This window comes from Pantoea sp. R13S299 (genome assembly GCF_048515925.1).
Taxonomy (GTDB): Bacteria; Pseudomonadota; Gammaproteobacteria; order Enterobacterales; family Enterobacteriaceae; genus Pantoea.
The window spans coordinates 247,261-266,538 of record NZ_JBLYEF010000005.1; the positions used below are offsets into that span (position 1 = coordinate 247,261).

Here is a 19,278-nt window from a genome sequence, read left to right on the forward strand (position 1 = left end):
GTAGTAGTTGACATTAGCGGAGCACTAAAATGATCCAAGAACAGACTATGCTGAACGTCGCCGACAACTCCGGTGCACGTCGCGTAATGTGTATCAAGGTTCTGGGTGGCTCGCACCGTCGCTACGCAGGCGTCGGTGACATCATCAAAGTTACCATCAAGGAAGCAATTCCTCGTGGTAAAGTCAAAAAAGGTGATGTCCTGAAGGCGGTAGTGGTGCGCACCAGGAAGGGTGTTCGTCGCCCGGACGGTTCTGTCATTCGCTTCGATGGTAATGCATGCGTTATTCTGAACAATAACAGTGAGCAGCCTATCGGTACGCGTATTTTTGGGCCGGTAACTCGTGAACTTCGTACTGAAAAGTTCATGAAAATTATCTCTCTGGCACCAGAAGTACTCTAAGGAGCGAACAATGGCAGCTAAAATCCGTCGTAACGACGAAGTTATCGTGTTAACCGGTAAAGATAAAGGTAAGCGCGGTAAAGTTAAGAATGTCCTGTCTTCTGGTAAGGTCATCGTTGAAGGTATCAACCTGGTTAAGAAACATCAGAAGCCGGTCCCGGCCCTGAACCAACCAGGTGGCATCGTTGAAAAAGAAGCTGCTATTCAGGTTTCTAACGTTGCACTGTTCAACGCGGCAACTGGTAAGGCTGACCGTGTAGGCTTTAGATTCGAAGACGGCAAAAAAGTCCGTTTCTTCAAGTCTAACAGCGAAACTATCAAGTAATTTGGAGTAGTACGATGGCGAAACTGCATGATTACTACAAAGACGAAGTAGTCCAGAAACTCATGACAGAGTTTGGCTACAATTCTGTCATGCAAGTCCCTCGGGTCGAGAAGATCACCCTGAACATGGGTGTTGGTGAAGCGATCGCTGACAAGAAACTGCTGGATAACGCAGCAGCTGACCTGGCAGCAATCTCCGGTCAAAAACCGCTGGTCACCAAAGCACGCAAATCAGTTGCAGGCTTCAAAATCCGTCAGGGCTATCCGATCGGCTGTAAAGTAACTCTGCGTGGCGAGCGCATGTGGGAGTTCTTTGAGCGTCTGGTCACCATTGCTGTTCCACGTATCCGTGACTTCCGTGGCTTGTCCGCTAAGTCATTCGATGGTCGTGGCAACTACAGCATGGGTGTACGTGAGCAGATCATCTTCCCAGAAATCGACTACGACAAAGTCGATCGCGTTCGTGGTTTGGATATCACCATTACCACTACTGCGAAATCTGATGATGAAGGCCGTGCTCTGCTGGCTGCCTTTGACTTCCCGTTCCGTAAGTAAGGTAGGGTTACTTAATGGCTAAGCAATCTATGAAAGCACGCGAAGTTAAGCGTGCGAAATTAGCAGACAAATTCTTCGCTAAACGCGCTGAACTGAAAGCGATCATCTCTGATGTGAACGCTTCCGACGAAGATCGTTGGGATGCTGTTCTGAAGCTGCAGAGTCTGCCGCGTGATTCCAGCCCTTCGCGTCAGCGTAACCGCTGCCGTCAAACAGGTCGTCCGCACGGTTTCCTGCGGAAGTTTGGGTTGAGCCGTATCAAGGTCCGCGAAGCCGCCATGCGCGGTGAAATCCCGGGCCTGAAAAAGGCTAGCTGGTAATTGTCACCAATTGAATCACGGGAGTAACACAGATGAGCATGCAAGATCCGATCGCGGATATGCTGACCCGTATCCGTAACGGTCAGGCCGCAAACAAAGTTGCGGTCACCATGCCTTCCTCCAAGCTGAAATTGGCAATTGCCAACGTTCTGAAGGAAGAAGGATATATTGAAGATTTCAAAATCGAAGGCGACATCAAGCTGGAACTGGAACTTACTCTCAAGTATTTCCAGGGCAAAGCTGTTGTAGAAAGCATTCAGCGAGTAAGCCGTCCTGGTCTGCGCATCTATAAGAAAAAAGATGAGCTGCCAAAGGTAATGGCTGGTATGGGCATCGCTGTAGTTTCTACATCTAAAGGTGTCATGACTGATCGTGCAGCGCGCCAGGCAGGTCTTGGTGGCGAAATTATCTGCTACGTAGCGTAATCGGAGGATACATATGTCTCGTGTTGCTAAAGCACCTGTCGTTGTTCCTGCCGGCGTAGAGGTAAAACTCAACGGTCAGGTAATTTCGATTAAAGGTAAAAACGGCGAGCTGACTCGTACTATCAATGATGCTGTTGAAGTTAAGCATGCTGACAACGCTCTGACTTTCGCTCCGCGCGAAGGTTTCGTTGACGGCTGGGCGCAGGCGGGTACTTCTCGCGCGCTGCTGAACGCAATGGTTATCGGTGTTACCGAAGGCTTCACTAAGAAGCTGCAGCTGGTTGGTGTAGGTTATCGTGCAGCCGTTAAAGGCGACGTGGTTAACCTGTCTCTGGGCTTTTCTCATCCAGTCGATCACCAGCTGCCCGCGGGTATCACTGCAGAATGTCCAACTCAGACTGAGATCGTGCTGAAAGGCGCTGATAAACAGCTGATTGGTCAGGTTGCTGCGGACCTGCGCGCCTACCGTCGTCCTGAGCCTTATAAAGGCAAGGGTGTCCGTTACGCCGACGAAGTCGTGCGTACCAAAGAGGCTAAGAAGAAGTAAGGTAACACTATGGATAAGAAATCTGCTCGTATCCGTCGTGCGACCCGTGCACGTCGCAAGCTCAAAGAGCTGGGTGCTACTCGCCTGGTGGTACATCGTACCCCGCGTCATATTTACGCACAGGTGATCGCCCCGAACGGTTCCGAAGTTCTGGTCGCTGCTTCTACTGTAGAAAAAGCTATCACTGAACAACTGAAGTATACCGGTAATAAAGAAGCCGCAGCTGCAGTAGGTAAAGCTATCGCAGAACGCGCAATCGAAAAAGGCATCACTGGTGTTTCTTTCGACCGTTCCGGTTTCCAATATCATGGTCGCGTCCAGGCACTGGCAGATGCTGCCCGTGAAGCTGGCCTTCAGTTCTAAGGTAGAGGTCTAAGATGGCACACATCGAGAAACAAGCTGGCGAACTGCAGGAAAAACTGATCGCGGTAAACCGTGTTTCTAAAACTGTTAAAGGTGGTCGTATCTTCTCCTTCACAGCACTGACTGTGGTAGGCGATGGTAATGGTCGCGTAGGTTTTGGTTACGGTAAAGCACGTGAAGTTCCAGCAGCGATCCAGAAAGCGATGGAGAAAGCCCGTCGCAACATGGTTAACGTCGCGCTGAACAACGGCACCCTGCAGCACCCAGTTAAAGGTGCACACACGGGTTCCCGCGTGTTCATGCAGCCGGCTTCAGAAGGTACCGGTATTATTGCCGGTGGTGCAATGCGCGCCGTCCTGGAAGTCGCTGGAGTTCATAACGTTCTGGCAAAAACCTATGGTTCCACCAACCCGATTAACGTGGTTCGTGCAACTATCGACGGCCTGGGCAATATGAAATCTCCGGAAATGGTCGCTGCTAAGCGTGGTAAATCCGTTGAAGAAATTCTGGGGTAATCACGATGGCTAAGACTATTAAAATCACTCAAACCCGTAGTTCAATCGGCCGCTTGCCTAAGCATAAAGCCACTCTGGTTGGCCTGGGTCTGCGTCGTATTGGCCACACCGTTGAGCGTGAAGACACGCCTGCAGTACGCGGTATGGTTAACGCGGTTTCCTATATGGTTAAAGTGGAGGAGTAAGAGATGCGTTTAAATACTCTGTCTCCGGCCGAAGGGTCTAAGCACGCTTCCAAGCGTCTGGGTCGTGGTATCGGTTCTGGCCTCGGAAAAACCGGTGGTCGTGGTCACAAAGGTCAGAACTCACGTTCTGGCGGTGGCGTACGTCGCGGTTTCGAAGGTGGTCAGATGCCTCTGTACCGTCGTCTGCCGAAGTTCGGTTTCACCTCTCGCAAATCAATGATCACCACAGAGATTCGTCTGTCTGATCTGGCGAAAGTTGAAGGCGGTATCGTCGACCTGAACGCGCTGAAAGCAGCCAACATTGTCGGTGTTCAGATTGAATTCGTTAAAGTAATTCTGTCTGGTGAAGTATCTACACCGGTAACGGTTCGCGGTCTGCGTGTCACTAAAGGTGCGCGTGCTGCAATCGAAGCTGCTGGCGGTAAAATCGAGGAATAAGTAGCAGATGGCTAAACAACCGGGATTAGATTTTCAAAGTGCCAAAGGCGGCTTTGGTGAGCTGAAACGCAGACTGCTGTTTGTTATCGGCGCACTCATTGTCTTCCGTATTGGCTCTTTCATTCCAATCCCTGGTATTGATGCCACTGTACTTGCCAAACTGCTTGAGCAACAGCGTGGCACCATCATTGAAATGTTTAACATGTTCTCTGGTGGTGCTCTCAGCCGTGCTTCTATTTTCGCACTGGGCATCATGCCGTATATTTCGGCATCGATTATCATCCAGTTATTAACGGTGGTTCATCCAGCGTTAGCGGAAATTAAGAAAGAAGGGGAGGCTGGCCGTCGTAAGATTAGCCAGTACACCCGATACGGTACGTTGGTATTGGCCATATTTCAGTCGATCGGTATTGCTACCGGTCTGCCGAATATGCCAGGGATGCAAGGCCTGGTAATGAATCCAGGCTTTGCCTTCTACTTTACCGCTGTTGTGAGTCTGGTCTCGGGAACGATGTTCCTGATGTGGCTGGGCGAACAGATTACTGAACGTGGTATCGGTAACGGTATTTCGATCATTATCTTCGCAGGTATCGTTGCGGGTCTCCCGCCGGCCATTGGCCATACCATCGAGCAAGCGCGGCAAGGCGACCTGCACTTCCTTCTGTTGCTGTTGGTTGCAGTACTCGTATTCGCAGTGACCTTCTTTGTTATCTTCGTTGAACGTGGTCAACGCCGCATTGTGGTGAACTACGCAAAACGTCAGCAGGGTCGTCGCGTTTACGCTGCACAGAGCACACATTTACCGTTGAAAGTGAACATGGCGGGCGTAATTCCAGCCATCTTTGCTTCCAGCATTATTCTGTTCCCGGCAACGATTGCATCGTGGTTTGGGGGCGGTACCGGTTGGAACTGGCTGACAACAATTTCGCTGTATTTGCAGCCAGGACAGCCGCTTTATGTGCTACTCTATGCGACTGCAATCATCTTCTTCTGTTTCTTCTATACGGCGTTGGTTTTCAACCCACGTGAAACAGCAGATAACCTGAAGAAGTCTGGTGCATTCGTACCGGGAATTCGTCCGGGAGAGCAAACGGCGAAGTATATTGATAAAGTAATGACGCGACTGACCTTAATCGGCGCTCTCTACATTACGTTTATCTGCCTTATCCCGGAGTTCATGCGTGATGCGATGAAGGTTCCCTTCTACTTTGGCGGTACTTCACTGCTCATCGTAGTTGTCGTCATCATGGACTTTATGGCTCAAGTGCAAACTCTGATGATGTCAAGTCAGTATGAGTCGGCACTGAAGAAAGCTAACCTGAAAGGCTACGGCCGTTAATTCAGTTGGTTGAGAAGTTACGGAGAGAAAAAATGAAAGTTCGTGCTTCCGTCAAGAGATTATGTCGTAACTGCAAAATCGTTCGTCGCGACGGTGTCGTCCGTGTGATCTGCAGCGCCGAGCCAAAGCATAAACAGCGCCAAGGCTGATTTTGTCACATATTTTTCTTGCAAAGTCGGGTTGAGCTGGCTAGATTAGCCAGCCAATCTTTTGTATGTCAGTGCGTTTCCATTTGAGTATCCTGAAAACGGGCTTTTCAGCATGGGACGTGCTTGTTTAATTATAGGAGTGCATAGTGGCCCGTATAGCAGGCATTAACATTCCTGATCAAAAACATACCGTTATCGCATTAACTTCGATCTTCGGTATCGGTAAAACCCGTTCAAAAGCCATCTGCGCTTCAACGGGTATTGCTGAAAATGTTAAGATCAGTGAGCTGTCTGAAGAACAAATTGATCAGCTGCGTGATGCAGTTGCGAAATTCGTTGTAGAAGGTGATCTGCGCCGTGAAATCACCCTGAGCATCAAGCGTCTTATGGACCTTGGTTGCTACCGTGGTTTGCGCCATCGTCGTGGTCTTCCGGTTCGCGGTCAGCGTACTAAGACCAACGCACGTACCCGTAAGGGTCCGCGTAAACCGATCAAGAAATAATCGGGGTGAGTAAATAATGGCAAAGGCACCAGTTCGTGCACGTAAGCGTGTAAGAAAACAAGTCTCAGATGGCGTGGCTCATGTCCATGCTTCTTTTAACAACACCATCGTTACCATTACTGATCGTCAGGGTAACGCACTGGGTTGGGCAACCGCCGGTGGTTCCGGTTTCCGCGGTTCACGTAAATCCACTCCGTTTGCTGCTCAGGTCGCTGCAGAGCGCTGTGCAGAAGCGGTAAAAGATTACGGAATTAAGAACCTGGAAGTTATGGTAAAGGGTCCGGGTCCAGGACGCGAATCTACGATTCGTGCTTTGAACGCCGCTGGTTTCCGCATCACTAATATTACTGATGTGACTCCTATCCCTCATAACGGTTGTCGTCCGCCGAAAAAACGTCGCGTATAACGCCCGTTTTTTAGGATAGTTGGAGAAAGAAAATGGCAAGATATTTGGGTCCTAAGCTCAAGCTGAGCCGTCGTGAGGGCACTGACTTATTCCTTAAGTCTGGCGTTCGCGCGATTGATACCAAGTGTAAGATTGAACAAGCCCCTGGTCAGCATGGTGCGCGTAAACCGCGTCTGTCTGATTACGGCGGTCAGTTACGTGAAAAGCAAAAAGTTCGTCGTATCTACGGCGTGCTGGAGCGTCAGTTCCGTAACTACTATAAAGAAGCAGCTCGTCTGAAAGGCAACACCGGTGAAAACCTGTTGGCTCTGCTGGAAGGTCGTCTGGACAACGTAGTTTATCGTATGGGCTTTGGTGCCACTCGTGCAGAAGCACGTCAGTTGGTGAGCCATAAGTCTGTTCTGGTAAATGGCCGCGTTGTTAACATCGCTTCTTATCAGGTATCTCCGAATGATGTCGTTAGCATCCGTGAGAAAGCCAAAAAGCAATCTCGCGTGAAGGCCGCTCTGGAGCTGGCTGAGCAGCGTGAAAAGCCAACCTGGCTGGAAGTTGATGCGACTAAGATGGAAGGTGTGTTCAAGCGTATTCCTGAACGTACTGATCTGTCTGCGGACATTAACGAACACCTGATCGTCGAGCTTTACTCCAAGTAAGGCTTAGTACCAAAGAGAGGACACAATGCAGGGTTCTGTGACAGAGTTTCTAAAACCGCGCCTGGTAGATATCGAGCAAGTGAGTTCGACGCACGCCAAGGTGACCCTTGAGCCTTTAGAGCGTGGCTTTGGCCATACTCTTGGTAACGCACTGCGCCGTATTCTGCTTTCATCCATGCCGGGTTGCGCGGTGACCGAGGTTGAAATTGATGGTGTACTTCATGAGTACAGCACCAAAGAGGGCGTACAGGAAGATATCCTGGAAATCCTGCTCAACCTGAAAGGGCTGGCGGTAAGAGTTCAGGGGAAAGATGAAGTTATTCTTACTCTGAATAAATCTGGCATTGGCCCTGTGACTGCAGCCGACATTACCCATGATGGTGATGTCGAAATCGTCAAGCCTCAGCATGTCATTTGCCATCTGACCGATGAGAACGCTGCTATCAGCATGCGTATCAAAGTTCAGCGTGGACGTGGCTATGTGCCGGCTTCTGCCCGAATTCATTCGGAAGAAGATGAGCGCCCAATCGGCCGCCTGTTAGTTGACGCTTGCTACAGCCCTGTAGACCGTATCGCCTACAATGTTGAAGCAGCGCGTGTAGAGCAGCGCACCGACCTGGACAAGCTGGTCATCGAAATGGAAACCAACGGCACAATCGATCCTGAAGAGGCGATTCGTCGTGCGGCGACCATTCTGGCTGAACAACTTGAAGCTTTCGTTGACTTACGTGATGTACGTCAGCCGGAAGTTAAAGAAGAGAAACCAGAATTCGATCCGATCCTGCTGCGCCCTGTTGACGATCTGGAATTGACTGTCCGCTCTGCTAACTGCCTTAAGGCAGAAGCTATCCACTACATCGGTGATCTGGTACAGCGTACCGAGGTTGAGCTGCTTAAAACGCCTAACCTTGGTAAAAAATCTCTTACCGAGATTAAAGATGTGCTGGCTTCGCGTGGTCTTTCTCTGGGCATGCGCCTCGAGAACTGGCCGCCAGCAAGCATTGCTGATGAATAATCAGATCACAGGTTAAGGTTTCACTGAGAAGGATAAGGTCATGCGCCATCGTAAGAGTGGTCGTCAACTGAACCGCAACAGCAGCCATCGTCAGGCTATGTTCCGCAACATGGCCGGTTCTCTGGTTCGTCATGAGATCATCAAAACGACTCTGCCGAAAGCCAAAGAACTGCGTCGTGTAGTTGAGCCGCTGATTACTCTTGCCAAGACCGACAGCGTAGCTAATCGTCGTCTGGCATTCGCCCGTACTCGTGATAACGAGATCGTGGCAAAACTGTTTAATGAGCTTGGCCCGCGTTTCGCGAGCCGTGCAGGTGGTTACACTCGTATTCTGAAGTGTGGCTTCCGTGCTGGTGACAACGCTCCGATGGCTTACATCGAGCTGGTTGATCGTCCAGAAGCTCAAGCAGAAGCAGCCGCAGAGTAATCTGTAGCAACGTAAAAAACCCGCTTCGGCGGGTTTTTTATTGCCTGAAATTTACTACCTTAGAAAATAGTCCCTTCATGTTCAAAGGAGCTAACTATGTGGCTGGTTGATGAACTTGCTGAACAGCACATCAAAGCGGCGCTGGAGAAAGGCGAGCTAAGTAATCTTCCTGGCTCGGGCAAGCCGCTGCAACTGGATGATGATAGCCATGTTCCATCTGAGTTAAGAGCAGGATACCGGTTACTTAAGAATTCGGGCTATCTGCCGCCGGAGCTTGAGTTGAGGCGTGAAGCCATGGAAGTTAACGATCTGATTAGGGAGCTCGATCCCGAAGATCATCGCTATCAGGATCATTGTCATCGGTTACAGGTGCTGGAGCTGAGATTACGTCAGGCAGGTATGAGTACCGATTTTCTGCATGGCAGTTATTCCACAGCTATTCAACATCGTTTCCGCGAGGAGAAGTAAATGTTTCGCATTGGTCAGTTAGCTAAGCTTGCAGAGGTGACGCCAGACACGATCCGTTTTTATGAAAAACAGCAGATGATGGATCATGACGGTCGGACAGAAGGCGGTTTTCGACTTTACAGCGAAGGCGATCTTCAGCGTCTGAAATTTATTCGCTACGGGCGCAAACTTGGTTTTAGCCTTGAAGCTATCAGAGAGCTGCTCTCGATCCGGGTCGATCCTGCGCATCATACCTGTCAGGAATCAAAAGCGATCGTTGAAAAACGGCTGAATGAAGTTGCTCAGATGATCGCAGAATTAGAAACGATGCAGCGTTCTCTACGACATCTCTCGGATGCTTGTTGTGGTGACAGTCACAGTAGCATTTCGTGCTCAATTCTTGAGGCGCTGGAACGTGGAGAGGCTTTGAGCAAATAAGGATATTGTTATTTTTCTGCAAAGGAATAGAGTATCAGACCATCTTAACAGGAGGCGTCATGAGTAAATATCAGCACACCAAAGGGCAAATCCGCGATAACGCGATTCAGGCTCTGTTGCACGACCCATTATTTCGGCAGCGCATTGAGCAGAAGCAAAAAGGTAAAGGCAGTTTTAAGCGGAAAGAGAAACATGGCAAGGGGACTGGATGGGAGGGCAGTGATAAGAAAGCGTCTTATCACTGCCCTTCTGCTTTTACAGTCAAAAAAACCGCCTGTGCGGCGGCTTATTAACTAGACCCGGGTGTTCTGCTGTTTCAGCAGATCGCGGATTTCAGTCAGCAGAACTTCTTCGTTAGACGGCTTAGCAACCGGCTTCTCTACTTCCTTTTTCTGATACAGACGATTCATTAACTTGATAGCCATGAAAATTGCGAAAGCAATGATCACGAAATCGAAGATGGTCTGAAGGAAGATACCGTATTGCATTACAACAGCTGGCGCATCGCCAGCTGCGGGCTTAAGTACCCAGGCGAATGATTTAAAATCGACGCCGCCAATCAGCAAGCCTAAGGGTGGCATGATGATGTTGGCGACTAATGATGAAACGATTTTACCGAAGGCAGCACCGATGATGACACCGACGGCTAAATCCATTACATTGCCGCGCATTGCAAAGTCGCGAAACTCTTTGATTAAACTCATACTTATCTCCTTGCCTAAGCCAATGCCATAAAGTCTAACAAACCTTACTGGTTTTGCCATCAACACAGCCAATTAAGCCGCAGTTTTACGTGTCTCGTCCTCTGTTTGCTTATAAACGCGGCATTTACAGGAAAAACGGGCTTGGCTGGAAGAGACGTTCCACATCTGAAACAAACTTCTTGTCGGTCAGGAACATGATGACATGATCACCTTGCTCAATGCGCAGGTTATCATTGGCAATCATCACATCGTCACCGCGAACCACTGCGCCAATGATGGTTCCTGGCGGCAGCTTGATATCGTCAATGGAGCGGCCGACCACACGTGACGTTGATTCGTCACCATGCGCTATCGCTTCGATCGCCTCTGCAATGCCGCGTCGTAACGATGAAACGCCCACGATGTCCGCTTTACGCACATGCCCCAGCAACGCAGAAATGGTGGCCTGTTGAGGTGAAATAGCGATATCGATGACGCTGCCCTGCACCAGATCGACGTAGGCGCGGCGCTGAATGAGCACCATAACCTTCTTCGCACCCATCTTTTTCGCCAGCATGGCTGACATGATGTTGGCTTCATCATCATTGGTGACGGCGATAAACAGATCGACCTGCTCAACATGTTCTTCCGCCAGCAACTCCTGATCCGAGGCATCGCCATAAAACACCACGGTGTCATGCAGGTGCTCTGCCAGTTCCGCAGCGCGCTGAGGGTTACGTTCAATCAGCTTAACGCTGTAGTGTTTCTCAAGACGTTGCGCCAGACCGAAACCAATGTTACCGCCACCCACGAGCATAATCCGCTTGTAAGGTTTCTCCAGCCGCTGCATTTCACTCATCACCGCACGAATATTCTGACTGGCAGCGATGAAAAACACCTCATCACCCGCTTCTACGATGGTTGAGCCCTGCGGACGAATGGGGCGGTCCTGACGAAAAATAGCGGCTACGCGCGTATCAATGTGTGGCATATGCTCACGCATGATCGACAGCGGATTTCCCACTAGCGGCCCGCCATAATAGGCTTTCACCACCGCCAGACTGACTTTACCCTCTGCAAAGTTAACCACCTGCAGCGCGCCAGGGTATTGGATCAAACGATAGATATTGTCGATCACCAGCTGCTCAGGCGAGATCAGGTGATCGATGGGCACCGCTTCAGGAATAAATAACTTGTCCGCATCACGCAGATAGTCGGCCGCGCGAATACGGGCGATACGATTCGGCGTATTGAAAAGCGAATAAGCAATCTGGCAGGCAATCATGTTGGTTTCATCCGAGTTGGTCACGGCAACCAGCATGTCGGCATCTTCCGCGCCCGCCTCACGCAAAATTCGCGGATGAGAACCATGACCCTGCACGACGCGCAGATCGAACTTATCCTGCAGATGACGCAGACGTGAAGAGTCGGTATCCACCACCGTGATATCGTTGTTTTCACCCACCAGATTCTCTGCCAGAGTTCCGCCAACCTGTCCTGCGCCCAGAATGATTATTTTCATCGCTTATCAATACTCATCTCAGTTTGTACCCGATTTCTTTATCAGCTTAGCGTAGAAGAAACCATCTCCGCCTTCAGCCTGCGGGAATACCTGCAAGCCGTTCGCCGGCGCATCCCTGAGGGATTCTGCCTGTGCATCATGCTGGCGCTGCAGGAAAGCATCTATCTGCTGATGATTCTCTTCAGGCAGGATGGAACAGGTCGCATAAATCAGCGTACCGCCAGGTTTCAGGTGCGGCCAGACAGCGTCGAGAATTTCACTCTGAAGCTTTGCCAGCTCAGCGATATCGCGATCGCGACGCAGCCACTTAATGTCGGGATGGCGTCGGATAACACCGGTAGCAGAGCAGGGTGCATCAAGCAGAATTCGGTCAAACTGACGATCACCGCACCACTGTTGCGGCGTTCGTCCATCACCCTGTTTAACGTCTGCTTTCATGCCCAGTCGCTGCAGATTTTCCTCAACACGTTTAAGGCGCTGCGCATCTACGTCGACTGCCATCACTTCTGCTTCCGGCGCGATTTCAAGAATATGGGTCGTTTTACCGCCGGGAGCCGCGCATAGATCCAGAATCTGTTCGCCGTTTTGAGGTTCAAGCAGTAACGCACAGCGCTGAGCGGACAAATCCTGCACGGTTACCCAACCCTGATCGAAGCCAGGTAACTGACTGACCGGAGCAGGGACGTCAAGCCGCAACGCATCCGGCACGTCGTCAGCCGGTTGTGCATTCCTGCCACCGTCGACCAGCTTGTCCAGCCACGCGTCCCGATCCTGGTGCTGACGGTTAACCCGGAGCCACATCGGCGGACGCAGATTATTGGCTTCCACAATCTGTTGCCACTGTTCCGGCCAGGCATGCTGCAATCGCTTTAGCAGCCATCCCGGATGCAGATAACGCTGTGGGCCATCCTGAATGCTGGCGAGCAGCTCTTCCCGCTGGCGCTGAAACTGGCGTAAAACGCCATTTAATAAGCCTTTCAGGCTGGTGCGCTTCAGGACTTCGGCGCCCGCGACGGTTTCAGCCAGTGCGGCATGAGCAGGCACGCGGGTATATTCCAGCTGATAAAGCCCGACCATGATCAGATAGTGCAGAACCCGCTGTTTGCCAGTAAGTGGACGCTCCATCAGTTTGCCGATTAGCGCTTCCAGCTGCGGTAATGTGCGCAACACGCCAAAACAGATCTCCTGCACTAAAGCGCTATCTTTGTCAGAGAGTTTTTTCTGGGCGGCAGGGAGTGCCGTATTCAGGGATTCGCCCTTGTCGACAACGCGCTCAATAAGTTGAGCGGAGAGGCTACGCAGGTTAATTGATTTAGTCATAGGGTTTTGTCATCAAACAAAAGGCCCGGTGAGTGACCGGGCCTGAGAGTCAGTCCAGAAGGGTTCCAGGTTCAAACCATTCCCGGCGCGAGTTGAGAAGATCCTGAGCCGACATCGGTTTTTTACCGGCGGGCTGTAACTGCAGCAGATTCAGAACGCCCTGAGCGGTCGCTACCTGAATGCCATGCTTATCCGCACTGATAATTTCACCCGGTGAACGATCGCTGTGAGGCAGAACGCTTGCCTGCCAGACTTTTACGGGTTGATCATCAATGGTGAAAAAGCTCATCGGCCACGGGTTAAACGCGCGAATACAGCGTTCGAGCTGTTCTGCTGAGAGTGTCCAGTCAAGACGTGCCTCCTCTTTACTGAGCTTCTCAGCATAGTTGGCAAGAGTCTCATCCTGTTTTTCAGGTGAAGCCTGCTGTGTGCTCAGTAAGGTCAGCGTATCCAGCAGCCCCTGAGGTCCAAGCTGTGCCAGCTTGTCATAGAGTGTTGCACTGGTATCCTGGGCAGTAATCGGACAGGCCACTTTATGCAGCATATCGCCGGTATCGAGCCCCACATCCATCTGCATGATGGTCACGCCGGTTTCGCTGTCGCCAGCCCATAGTGCACGTTGAATCGGTGCGGCTCCACGCCAGCGTGGCAGCAGCGAACCATGGACGTTGATGCAGCCCAGACGTGGCATATCAAGCACGGCCTTTGGCAGAATCAATCCGTAGGCGACAACAACCATCACATCGGCCTTGAGGTCAGCAACAAGCTGCTGGTTCTCTTCAGGTCGCAGTGACTTAGGCTGATAAACCGGAATATCATGTGCCAGCGCCAGCGTTTTGACCGGGCCTGGGGTTAATTTGTTACCGCGACCAGCAGGACGGTCGGGTTGGGTGAATACGCCAATAACCTGATGTTCAGAAGCAAGCAGCGCGTCAAGATGACGCGCTGCAAAGTCAGGTGTGCCGGCAAAGATGATTTTTAGCGGGGCGGACACGTTTATCCCTTCTTAAGGTCTCAGGAAGCCTGCGCGTTCTGACGCGCCAGTTTCTCTAACTTCGTTTTGATTCGTTGCCGCTTCAGAGGCGACAGATAATCGATAAACAGTTTGCCTTCCAGATGATCGATCTCATGCTGGATGCAGATGGCCAGTAACTCGCTGGCTTCCAGCTCGAAACTTTTACCGTCGCGATCAAGTGCGCGAACTTTTACCCGCTCAGCTCGCGGAACAAATGCGCGCTGTTCCGGAATAGAGAGGCAACCCTCTTCAATACCGGTTTCGCCGCTTTTTTCCAGCAGCTCAGGGTTAATCAGCACTAAACGCTCTTCACGACTTTCAGAGACATCAATCACGATAATGCGCTGATGAATATCGACCTGCGTAGCCGCAAGACCGATACCTTCTTCGGCGTACATCGTCTCGAACATATCATCAACGATACGCTGAATGTCTGCGTTAACTTCTTTAACGGGCGCAGCGACTTTGCGAAGACGCTCGTCAGGGAAATGTAATACCTGCAAAACTGACATAAATATCCAGATCTGTATTCGGTTAAGAAAAGATTACTACCTCATATTGTAGACTTTTCGAGGCCTGATTGACAGCATTGTGCGGCAGGAAGCAAGGGCGATCAGGGAGCCAGAGATGGACAAAATAGCGCAGTATGTGCGGCTGGCAGCCGTCACTGGAATGACAGGGAAACGCTGGGTTGAAGTCGCGCAGCAGACAGGTGGCGAACCGGCGGACAGTGAGCAACTTATCCGGCTTGGGTTAGACGCCAGCCAGCGTCAGCAATATTTTGATTTTGATGAGAAAAAGCTTACTGAAATCTATGCCTGGCTGGGGGGGAGTCCGGTTCATCATCTGGTGACTGCTCTGGACGCAGCCTATCCTGCCCGACTTAAAGAGACGAGTCGCTTTCCGCCGCTGCTCTATATTAATGGCGATCCTGGCGTGATCACTACACCTCAGTTAGCGGTGGTGGGCAGCCGGAACTGTTCCCACAATGGCCGTTACTGGTGCGACTGGTTTACCCAGCAATTAAGCCTCAGCGGTCTGACTATTACCAGCGGACTGGCCCGGGGTATTGATGGCGTTGCGCATCAGGCAGCACTCAACGTGAAGGGTAAAACGGTGGCGGTGCTGGGCAGTGGATTGCAGCGGCTCTATCCCAAAAATCATGCCCGGCTTGCTGCAGAGATCGTAGAGCAGGGTGGTGCGGTTATTTCTGAGTTTCCGCTGATGACCCAGCCGCATCCGCTTAATTTTCCACGCCGCAATCGTATCATCAGCGGCCTGAGTCATGGGGTGCTGGTGGTCGAGGCCTCACTAAAGAGTGGCTCACTGGTGACGGCACGCTATGCGCTGGAGCAAAATCGCAATGTTTATGCCTTACCTGGCGCGCTCGGCAACCCGTTAAGCGAAGGCGTAAACTGGCTGATTCAGCAGGGAGCGCTGCTGGTAGCCCATCCTAATAACATCGTGGAAGATCTGGCAAGTGCACTTAACTGGCTGCCAGCGACCCAGGCCAGCGAAATTTATTCTGAGGTGAGTGACGATGCTCCATTGCCATTTGCTGATGTGTTGGCTAACGTAGGTGATGATGTTACACCTGTTGACGTTGTCGCTGAACGTGCCGGCCAATCTGTGCCAGTTATCTCAGCTCAGTTGCTGGAACTGGAGTTAGCAGGATGGATCGCAGCTGTACCCGGCGGCTATGTCCGATTGAGGAGGGCATGCCATGTTCGACGTACTGATGTATTTGTTTGAGACATATATCCACAACGAAGCAGAAATGGGTGTTGATCAGGACAGATTGACAGACGACCTGACGGATGCCGGGTTCCATCGTGAAGATGTTTACAGTGCGCTGAACTGGTTAGAAAGACTGGCTGACTATCAGGAAGGACTGGTAGAGCCAATTTTACTGACAAATGATCCGCTCTCCATGCGTATTTATACTGATGAAGAGAGCAAACGTTTAGATGCTGACAGCCGTGGTTTCCTGCTGTTCCTGGAGCAGATTCAGGTGCTGAACCTGGAAACTCGTGAAATGGTGATCGAACGTATCATGGCGCTGGATACCTCAGAGTTTGACCTGGAGGATCTCAAGTGGGTGGTGCTGATGGTGTTGTTCAACATCCCGGGATGTGAAAATGCCTATCAGCAGATGGAAGAACTGCTATTCGACGCCAATGAAGGTATGCTGCATTAAATTTCCTTTCATGCATTGATCGCTATGAGTAAAGCTGCACTCTTCACCGTGCGTAAACAGGATCCCTGCCCCGCTTGCGGGGCAGAACTGGTTATACGCTCCGGTAAACACGGTCCTTTTCTGGGCTGCGCAAACTACCCGGCTTGTGACTACATTCGACCTTTAAAAGGTCAGGCCGATGGCCATGTGGTTAAAGTGCTGGAAGGCCACGCCTGTCCCGAATGCGGTGCGGATAAAGTGTTGCGGCAGGGACGTTTTGGTATGTTCATTGGCTGCAGCCTCTATCCGGAATGCGGATACACCGAAACCATCGACAAACCGGATGAAACCTCGCTGGCCTGCCCACAATGCCATGAAGGTCGCCTGGTTCAGCGGCGTTCCCGGTACGGCAAAACGTTTCACTCCTGCGATCGCTATCCAGCCTGCCAGTTTGTTGTGAATCTGACACCCGTAGCCGGAATCTGCCCTTATTGTGAGTATCCACTGTTAGTTGAAAAAAAGACCGCGCAGGGCGTGAAACGCTTCTGTGCCAGTAAGAGTTGTGGCAAAGCCATCGCTGAAGAGAATTCATAGACCATGGAAAATCAACACCTCGCCGATTCACTTGAGACCTGCCTGGAGCATCTGAATCGTCAGGCGGTCATCGCCTATCCTACTGAAGCCGTATTTGGTCTGGGCTGTGACCCTGACAGTGAATCTGCCGTCATGGCGTTGCTGGCGCTGAAACAGCGTCCGGTAGAAAAGGGACTCATTCTGATTGCGGCTGATTACACCCAGCTAGAACCGTACATCTCCGCACGCGAACTATCGGTGACTCAACGTGAGCGGATGTTTGCCTGCTGGCCAGGCCCTGTGACCTTTGTCGTCCCCGTGCCACCGCAAACGCCTCGCTGGCTGACCGGACAATTTGATTCACTGGCCATTCGCGTCAGTGACCATCCTGATGTACAGGCCCTTTGCCGCGCATTCGGTAAACCGCTGGTTTCAACCAGCGCGAATCTGACTGGCCTGCCTCCCTGCCGCACGGCTGAAGAAGTGAAGCAGCAGTTTGGCGAGCACTTCCCGGTTCTGTCAGGAAAAACGGGGGGACGACTCAATCCTTCTGAAATCCGCGATGTCATCAGCGGCGAACTTATACGTCAGGGTTAATTCATGGATCAATTCGCCGTTTTCGGTAATCCGATCAACCACAGTAAATCTCCGCTGATCCATCAGGCTTTCGCTGAGCAGACGGGCATTGAACATCATTATGGCCGCATCTGTGCCCCGGTTGATGGTTTTCCCAGGGCGCTCTCTGCCTTTTTCGAAAAGGGAGGTCGTGGTGCCAACGTGACGTTGCCTTTCAAACAGCAGGCATGGGAATTTGCCGATCAGCTGAGTGAACGAGCTGCCCTATCCGGTGCGGTTAATACGGTGAAAAAGCTCAGTGATGGACAGATCCTGGGTGACAACACGGATGGGATTGGCCTGTTAAGCGATCTTGAACGGCTGAAGATGATCAACGCTGGCGATAATGTATTGCTGGTGGGAGCGGGCGGGGCCGCACGCGGTGTCATTCTGCCGCTGCTTTCAGCCGGCGTGAAGCTGACCGTCGTCAATCGTACGACCGCGCGTGCTGAAGAGCTGGCGACTCTGTTTGGAGAGAGTGGGCCTATCCGGGCATGTCGTTTTGAGCAGCTTACGGATCAGCATTTTGATCTCATCATCAATGCCACCTCAAGCGGTGTGAATGGAGAAACACCCCCTTTACCTGTGGAAGTCATCCATTCGGAGGTGCGCTGTTATGACATGTTTTACCAAAGCGGGCTGACACCTTTCCTGCTCTGGTGTCAGGCACGTGGCACACATTATCTGGCCGATGGACTTGGGATGCTGGTGGGGCAGGCTGCTCATGCCTTCTATATATGGCACGGTGTGATGCCGGAAATCGCGCCGGTGATTGCTCAGCTCAAGCAGCCCATGCAGCCATGAATCAGGCGATACAGTTTCCTGATGAGGAAACCTATGATGCTGAACTGAATGCGGTCTGTTTTCCGGTGCTGGTCAACGGCATGCGGCTGAACTGTGCGATCAGCCGCGAGTCGCTTGCTTCACGCTTTGGTGAAGGGGAGGCGATGGCACTGTTTCAGCACCATCGCTGGGATTTGGAAGATGAGGCCGAAGCGGCTATTCGTCAGGATGATGTGGATGCTCAGGGCTGGATCTGGTTATCTCCCACCAGGTAATCATCTTTCCAGCTGACATAGTTGTTAGCGGAATAACGTAAACCTTCCTTCTCACTGTCATTCAGCGGCCTGATCTGCTTCACCGGGCTACCCAGATAGAGATAGCCGCTTTCCAGCCTTTTACCTGGCGGCACCAGACTCCCGGCACCAATCATCACCTCTTCTTCTACTATTACACCATCAAGCAGAATCGATCCCATTCCGACCAGCACGCGATCGCCAATAGTACAGCCGTGCAGCATCGCTTTATGTCCGACCGTGACGTCCTCGCCAATAATTAGCGGGAAGCCTTGTGGATTGGATGCAGACTTATGTGTGACGTGCAGAACGCTGCCGTCCTGCACATTAGTGCGGGCACCAATCCGCACCTGATTCACGTCACCCCTGATCGCAACCAGCGGCCAGATGCTCACGTCATCCTCCATAATCACATCACCCACAATAACGCTGCTTGGATCGACCATAACGCGCTGGCCAGTTTGCGGGAAAAGATCTTTATAAGGGCGTAGGGCGGAAGTCATCATGTTCTCCTTTGTTCTGTTTTCACTGCAGCCTGATGCGATTTTAGCCAGTTGACAAGCCAATTCTGACCCGGATCGGTGGCGATCTCATCAATCTGGATCATTTATAACCGTTCAGATAAAAGATCCTAAAAAAGGGTTGTGCTCTGAAACGGGATCCCTATAATGCGCCTCCATCGACACGGAACACCGGCAACGGGGAAACGGGTTGAGAGGCGCAGGAGACTGAGCCGCCGGAGAAAAACTTCTGAGAAAGAGGTTGACTCTGCAGGAGGAAAGCGTAATATACGCCACCTCGCGACAGGACGCTAACGCACTGTTCGCACTGCTCTTTAACAATTTATC

The 19,278-nt window shown here is 51.4% G+C and carries 32 protein-coding genes; 26 read left to right on the plus strand and 6 right to left on the minus strand.

Features of this window, described 5'->3' with window-relative positions; all coding sequences use genetic code 11:
- The first annotated feature begins 29 nt into the window (after positions 1–29).
- From rplN to ACN1CO_RS20405, 20 genes are all read left to right on the plus strand, one after another.
- Positions 30–401 (plus strand): 50S ribosomal protein L14, encoded by a 372-nt coding sequence (rplN, locus tag ACN1CO_RS20310; protein WP_006120590.1) that lies wholly within the window; start codon positions 30–32, stop codon positions 399–401.
- 10 nt (positions 402–411) lie between these two features.
- Positions 412–726 carry a 50S ribosomal protein L24 gene (gene rplX, locus ACN1CO_RS20315; RefSeq protein ID WP_003850150.1) on the plus strand — a complete coding sequence of 105 codons (315 nt, stop codon included), beginning with the start codon at positions 412–414 and terminating at the stop codon, positions 724–726.
- A gap of 14 nt (positions 727–740) precedes the next feature.
- Complete coding sequence (gene rplE / locus ACN1CO_RS20320) at positions 741–1,280, plus strand: 50S ribosomal protein L5 (RefSeq protein WP_003850155.1); 540 nt, start codon at positions 741–743, stop codon at positions 1,278–1,280.
- A gap of 14 nt (positions 1,281–1,294) precedes the next feature.
- Entirely contained in the window at positions 1,295–1,600 is a 306-nt protein-coding gene (rpsN, locus tag ACN1CO_RS20325; protein WP_008927132.1) for a 30S ribosomal protein S14, read from the plus strand.
- 32 nt (positions 1,601–1,632) lie between these two features.
- The gene (gene rpsH, locus ACN1CO_RS20330) at positions 1,633–2,025 is read left to right on the plus strand and encodes a 30S ribosomal protein S8 (protein ID WP_003850158.1); all 393 of its coding nucleotides are present in this window, start codon (positions 1,633–1,635) and stop codon (positions 2,023–2,025) included.
- Positions 2,026–2,038: 13 nt separating this feature from the next.
- A complete protein-coding gene (gene rplF / locus ACN1CO_RS20335; protein ID WP_003850161.1) occupies positions 2,039–2,572 on the plus strand; it encodes a 50S ribosomal protein L6 in 534 nt (177 codons plus the stop codon).
- A 9-nt stretch (positions 2,573–2,581) separates the two neighbouring features.
- Complete coding sequence (rplR, locus tag ACN1CO_RS20340; RefSeq protein ID WP_003850163.1) at positions 2,582–2,935, plus strand: 50S ribosomal protein L18; 354 nt, start codon at positions 2,582–2,584, stop codon at positions 2,933–2,935.
- Between the two features lie 14 nt (positions 2,936–2,949).
- Positions 2,950–3,450 (plus strand): 30S ribosomal protein S5, encoded by a 501-nt coding sequence (rpsE, locus tag ACN1CO_RS20345; protein ID WP_090967265.1) that lies wholly within the window; start codon positions 2,950–2,952, stop codon positions 3,448–3,450.
- A gap of 5 nt (positions 3,451–3,455) precedes the next feature.
- Positions 3,456–3,635 carry a 50S ribosomal protein L30 gene (gene rpmD / locus ACN1CO_RS20350; RefSeq protein ID WP_003850166.1) on the plus strand — a complete coding sequence of 60 codons (180 nt, stop codon included), beginning with the start codon at positions 3,456–3,458 and terminating at the stop codon, positions 3,633–3,635.
- Positions 3,636–3,638: 3 nt separating this feature from the next.
- Positions 3,639–4,073, plus strand: coding sequence for a 50S ribosomal protein L15 (rplO, locus tag ACN1CO_RS20355; protein WP_090967264.1), 435 nt, complete (start codon positions 3,639–3,641; stop codon positions 4,071–4,073).
- Between the two features lie 7 nt (positions 4,074–4,080).
- Positions 4,081–5,412, plus strand: a complete 1,332-nt coding sequence (secY, locus tag ACN1CO_RS20360) for a preprotein translocase subunit SecY (RefSeq protein ID WP_003850175.1) — start codon at positions 4,081–4,083, stop codon at positions 5,410–5,412.
- 32 nt (positions 5,413–5,444) lie between these two features.
- The gene (gene rpmJ, locus ACN1CO_RS20365) at positions 5,445–5,561 is read left to right on the plus strand and encodes a 50S ribosomal protein L36 (protein WP_419140449.1); all 117 of its coding nucleotides are present in this window, start codon (positions 5,445–5,447) and stop codon (positions 5,559–5,561) included.
- A gap of 146 nt (positions 5,562–5,707) precedes the next feature.
- Positions 5,708–6,064 carry a 30S ribosomal protein S13 gene (gene rpsM / locus ACN1CO_RS20370; protein ID WP_003850176.1) on the plus strand — a complete coding sequence of 119 codons (357 nt, stop codon included), beginning with the start codon at positions 5,708–5,710 and terminating at the stop codon, positions 6,062–6,064.
- 16 nt (positions 6,065–6,080) lie between these two features.
- Positions 6,081–6,470 (plus strand): 30S ribosomal protein S11, encoded by a 390-nt coding sequence (gene rpsK, locus ACN1CO_RS20375; RefSeq protein WP_004160563.1) that lies wholly within the window; start codon positions 6,081–6,083, stop codon positions 6,468–6,470.
- Positions 6,471–6,502: 32 nt separating this feature from the next.
- Positions 6,503–7,123 (plus strand): 30S ribosomal protein S4, encoded by a 621-nt coding sequence (rpsD, locus tag ACN1CO_RS20380; RefSeq protein ID WP_419140450.1) that lies wholly within the window; start codon positions 6,503–6,505, stop codon positions 7,121–7,123.
- Positions 7,124–7,148: 25 nt separating this feature from the next.
- Positions 7,149–8,138, plus strand: coding sequence for a DNA-directed RNA polymerase subunit alpha (locus ACN1CO_RS20385; RefSeq protein WP_003850179.1), 990 nt, complete (start codon positions 7,149–7,151; stop codon positions 8,136–8,138).
- 40 nt (positions 8,139–8,178) lie between these two features.
- On the plus strand, positions 8,179–8,565 hold the full coding sequence (gene rplQ / locus ACN1CO_RS20390; RefSeq protein ID WP_003850180.1) for a 50S ribosomal protein L17: 387 nt from the start codon (positions 8,179–8,181) through the stop codon (positions 8,563–8,565).
- 96 nt (positions 8,566–8,661) lie between these two features.
- Positions 8,662–9,033: a DUF1992 domain-containing protein gene (locus ACN1CO_RS20395; RefSeq protein ID WP_419140451.1), complete on the plus strand. Its 372-nt coding sequence runs from the start codon at positions 8,662–8,664 to the stop codon at positions 9,031–9,033.
- On the plus strand, positions 9,034–9,450 hold the full coding sequence (zntR, locus tag ACN1CO_RS20400; RefSeq protein ID WP_039392218.1) for a Zn(2+)-responsive transcriptional regulator: 417 nt from the start codon (positions 9,034–9,036) through the stop codon (positions 9,448–9,450).
- A gap of 59 nt (positions 9,451–9,509) precedes the next feature.
- Positions 9,510–9,743: an alternative ribosome-rescue factor A gene (locus ACN1CO_RS20405; protein ID WP_010252762.1), complete on the plus strand. Its 234-nt coding sequence runs from the start codon at positions 9,510–9,512 to the stop codon at positions 9,741–9,743.
- Here ACN1CO_RS20405 and mscL read toward each other — a convergent pair whose 3' ends face one another.
- The 5 genes from mscL to def all read right to left on the minus strand — a co-directional run bounded on the left by mscL (position 9,744) and on the right by def (position 14,502).
- Positions 9,744–10,154, minus strand: coding sequence for a large-conductance mechanosensitive channel protein MscL (gene mscL, locus ACN1CO_RS20410; protein WP_419140452.1), 411 nt, complete (start codon positions 10,152–10,154; stop codon positions 9,744–9,746).
- Between the two features lie 124 nt (positions 10,155–10,278).
- Positions 10,279–11,655 (minus strand): Trk system potassium transporter TrkA, encoded by a 1,377-nt coding sequence (gene trkA / locus ACN1CO_RS20415; protein WP_013359233.1) that lies wholly within the window; start codon positions 11,653–11,655, stop codon positions 10,279–10,281.
- Between the two features lie 18 nt (positions 11,656–11,673).
- Positions 11,674–12,975 carry a 16S rRNA (cytosine(967)-C(5))-methyltransferase RsmB gene (gene rsmB / locus ACN1CO_RS20420; RefSeq protein WP_419140453.1) on the minus strand — a complete coding sequence of 434 codons (1,302 nt, stop codon included), beginning with the start codon at positions 12,973–12,975 and terminating at the stop codon, positions 11,674–11,676.
- Positions 12,976–13,024: 49 nt separating this feature from the next.
- Positions 13,025–13,969 (minus strand): methionyl-tRNA formyltransferase, encoded by a 945-nt coding sequence (gene fmt / locus ACN1CO_RS20425; protein WP_419140454.1) that lies wholly within the window; start codon positions 13,967–13,969, stop codon positions 13,025–13,027.
- 20 nt (positions 13,970–13,989) lie between these two features.
- Positions 13,990–14,502 (minus strand): peptide deformylase, encoded by a 513-nt coding sequence (gene def, locus ACN1CO_RS20430; protein WP_013359230.1) that lies wholly within the window; start codon positions 14,500–14,502, stop codon positions 13,990–13,992.
- A gap of 115 nt (positions 14,503–14,617) precedes the next feature.
- Here def and dprA point away from each other — a divergent pair, with 115 nt between their 5' ends.
- Genes dprA through ACN1CO_RS20460 form a run of 6 tightly spaced genes read left to right on the plus strand, consistent with a single transcriptional unit; the run spans position 14,618 to position 18,412 of the window.
- A complete protein-coding gene (gene dprA, locus ACN1CO_RS20435) occupies positions 14,618–15,742 on the plus strand; it encodes a DNA-protecting protein DprA (protein WP_419140455.1) in 1,125 nt (374 codons plus the stop codon).
- Positions 15,714–16,187 carry a DUF494 family protein Smg gene (smg, locus tag ACN1CO_RS20440; RefSeq protein WP_013359228.1) on the plus strand — a complete coding sequence of 158 codons (474 nt, stop codon included), beginning with the start codon at positions 15,714–15,716 and terminating at the stop codon, positions 16,185–16,187. Before dprA ends, smg begins: the two co-directional genes overlap by 29 nt.
- Before the next feature lie 24 nt (positions 16,188–16,211).
- Positions 16,212–16,760: a topoisomerase DNA-binding C4 zinc finger domain-containing protein gene (locus tag ACN1CO_RS20445; protein ID WP_033734101.1), complete on the plus strand. Its 549-nt coding sequence runs from the start codon at positions 16,212–16,214 to the stop codon at positions 16,758–16,760.
- A 3-nt stretch (positions 16,761–16,763) separates the two neighbouring features.
- The gene (tsaC, locus tag ACN1CO_RS20450; protein WP_283546950.1) at positions 16,764–17,336 is read left to right on the plus strand and encodes an L-threonylcarbamoyladenylate synthase type 1 TsaC; all 573 of its coding nucleotides are present in this window, start codon (positions 16,764–16,766) and stop codon (positions 17,334–17,336) included.
- A gap of 3 nt (positions 17,337–17,339) precedes the next feature.
- Entirely contained in the window at positions 17,340–18,158 is an 819-nt protein-coding gene (aroE, locus tag ACN1CO_RS20455) for a shikimate dehydrogenase (RefSeq protein ID WP_419140456.1), read from the plus strand.
- The gene (locus ACN1CO_RS20460) at positions 18,155–18,412 is read left to right on the plus strand and encodes a DUF1488 domain-containing protein (RefSeq protein ID WP_419140457.1); all 258 of its coding nucleotides are present in this window, start codon (positions 18,155–18,157) and stop codon (positions 18,410–18,412) included. The genes aroE and ACN1CO_RS20460 overlap by 4 nt, the downstream gene beginning before the upstream one ends.
- Here the strand turns inward: ACN1CO_RS20460 and ACN1CO_RS20465 are convergent.
- Entirely contained in the window at positions 18,379–18,933 is a 555-nt protein-coding gene (locus ACN1CO_RS20465) for a gamma carbonic anhydrase family protein (protein ID WP_419140462.1), read from the minus strand. The genes ACN1CO_RS20460 and ACN1CO_RS20465 overlap by 34 nt on opposite strands.
- Between the last annotated feature and the right edge of the window lie 345 nt (positions 18,934–19,278).

Bases quoted from the DNA above. Each gene is read 5' to 3' on its own strand.
- aroE (WP_419140456.1), top strand. From the start codon at position 17,340: ATGGATCAATTCGCCGTTTTCGGTAATCCGATCAACCACAGTAAATCT.
- rplR (WP_003850163.1), top strand. From the start codon at position 2,582: ATGGATAAGAAATCTGCTCGTATCCGTCGTGCGACCCGTGCACGTCGC.
- rpsD (WP_419140450.1), top strand. From the start codon at position 6,503: ATGGCAAGATATTTGGGTCCTAAGCTCAAGCTGAGCCGTCGTGAGGGC.
- rplQ (WP_003850180.1), top strand. From the start codon at position 8,179: ATGCGCCATCGTAAGAGTGGTCGTCAACTGAACCGCAACAGCAGCCAT.
- ACN1CO_RS20395 (WP_419140451.1), top strand. From the start codon at position 8,662: ATGTGGCTGGTTGATGAACTTGCTGAACAGCACATCAAAGCGGCGCTG.
- rplO (WP_090967264.1), top strand. From the start codon at position 3,639: ATGCGTTTAAATACTCTGTCTCCGGCCGAAGGGTCTAAGCACGCTTCC.
- tsaC (WP_283546950.1), top strand. From the start codon at position 16,764: ATGGAAAATCAACACCTCGCCGATTCACTTGAGACCTGCCTGGAGCAT.
- mscL (WP_419140452.1), bottom strand. From the start codon at position 10,154: ATGAGTTTAATCAAAGAGTTTCGCGACTTTGCAATGCGCGGCAATGTA.
- rplN (WP_006120590.1), top strand. From the start codon at position 30: ATGATCCAAGAACAGACTATGCTGAACGTCGCCGACAACTCCGGTGCA.
- ACN1CO_RS20405 (WP_010252762.1), top strand. From the start codon at position 9,510: ATGAGTAAATATCAGCACACCAAAGGGCAAATCCGCGATAACGCGATT.
- rpsH (WP_003850158.1), top strand. From the start codon at position 1,633: ATGAGCATGCAAGATCCGATCGCGGATATGCTGACCCGTATCCGTAAC.
- rplX (WP_003850150.1), top strand. From the start codon at position 412: ATGGCAGCTAAAATCCGTCGTAACGACGAAGTTATCGTGTTAACCGGT.
- rpmJ (WP_419140449.1), top strand. From the start codon at position 5,445: ATGAAAGTTCGTGCTTCCGTCAAGAGATTATGTCGTAACTGCAAAATC.
- ACN1CO_RS20385 (WP_003850179.1), top strand. From the start codon at position 7,149: ATGCAGGGTTCTGTGACAGAGTTTCTAAAACCGCGCCTGGTAGATATC.
- rplF (WP_003850161.1), top strand. From the start codon at position 2,039: ATGTCTCGTGTTGCTAAAGCACCTGTCGTTGTTCCTGCCGGCGTAGAG.
- dprA (WP_419140455.1), top strand. From the start codon at position 14,618: ATGGACAAAATAGCGCAGTATGTGCGGCTGGCAGCCGTCACTGGAATG.
- ACN1CO_RS20465 (WP_419140462.1), bottom strand. From the start codon at position 18,933: ATGACTTCCGCCCTACGCCCTTATAAAGATCTTTTCCCGCAAACTGGC.
- trkA (WP_013359233.1), bottom strand. From the start codon at position 11,655: ATGAAAATAATCATTCTGGGCGCAGGACAGGTTGGCGGAACTCTGGCA.
- rpsK (WP_004160563.1), top strand. From the start codon at position 6,081: ATGGCAAAGGCACCAGTTCGTGCACGTAAGCGTGTAAGAAAACAAGTC.
- rsmB (WP_419140453.1), bottom strand. From the start codon at position 12,975: ATGACTAAATCAATTAACCTGCGTAGCCTCTCCGCTCAACTTATTGAG.
- secY (WP_003850175.1), top strand. From the start codon at position 4,081: ATGGCTAAACAACCGGGATTAGATTTTCAAAGTGCCAAAGGCGGCTTT.
- rpsE (WP_090967265.1), top strand. From the start codon at position 2,950: ATGGCACACATCGAGAAACAAGCTGGCGAACTGCAGGAAAAACTGATC.
- smg (WP_013359228.1), top strand. From the start codon at position 15,714: ATGTTCGACGTACTGATGTATTTGTTTGAGACATATATCCACAACGAA.
- rpsN (WP_008927132.1), top strand. From the start codon at position 1,295: ATGGCTAAGCAATCTATGAAAGCACGCGAAGTTAAGCGTGCGAAATTA.
- rpmD (WP_003850166.1), top strand. From the start codon at position 3,456: ATGGCTAAGACTATTAAAATCACTCAAACCCGTAGTTCAATCGGCCGC.
- rplE (WP_003850155.1), top strand. From the start codon at position 741: ATGGCGAAACTGCATGATTACTACAAAGACGAAGTAGTCCAGAAACTC.
- def (WP_013359230.1), bottom strand. From the start codon at position 14,502: ATGTCAGTTTTGCAGGTATTACATTTCCCTGACGAGCGTCTTCGCAAA.
- ACN1CO_RS20445 (WP_033734101.1), top strand. From the start codon at position 16,212: ATGAGTAAAGCTGCACTCTTCACCGTGCGTAAACAGGATCCCTGCCCC.
- ACN1CO_RS20460 (WP_419140457.1), top strand. From the start codon at position 18,155: ATGAATCAGGCGATACAGTTTCCTGATGAGGAAACCTATGATGCTGAA.
- zntR (WP_039392218.1), top strand. From the start codon at position 9,034: ATGTTTCGCATTGGTCAGTTAGCTAAGCTTGCAGAGGTGACGCCAGAC.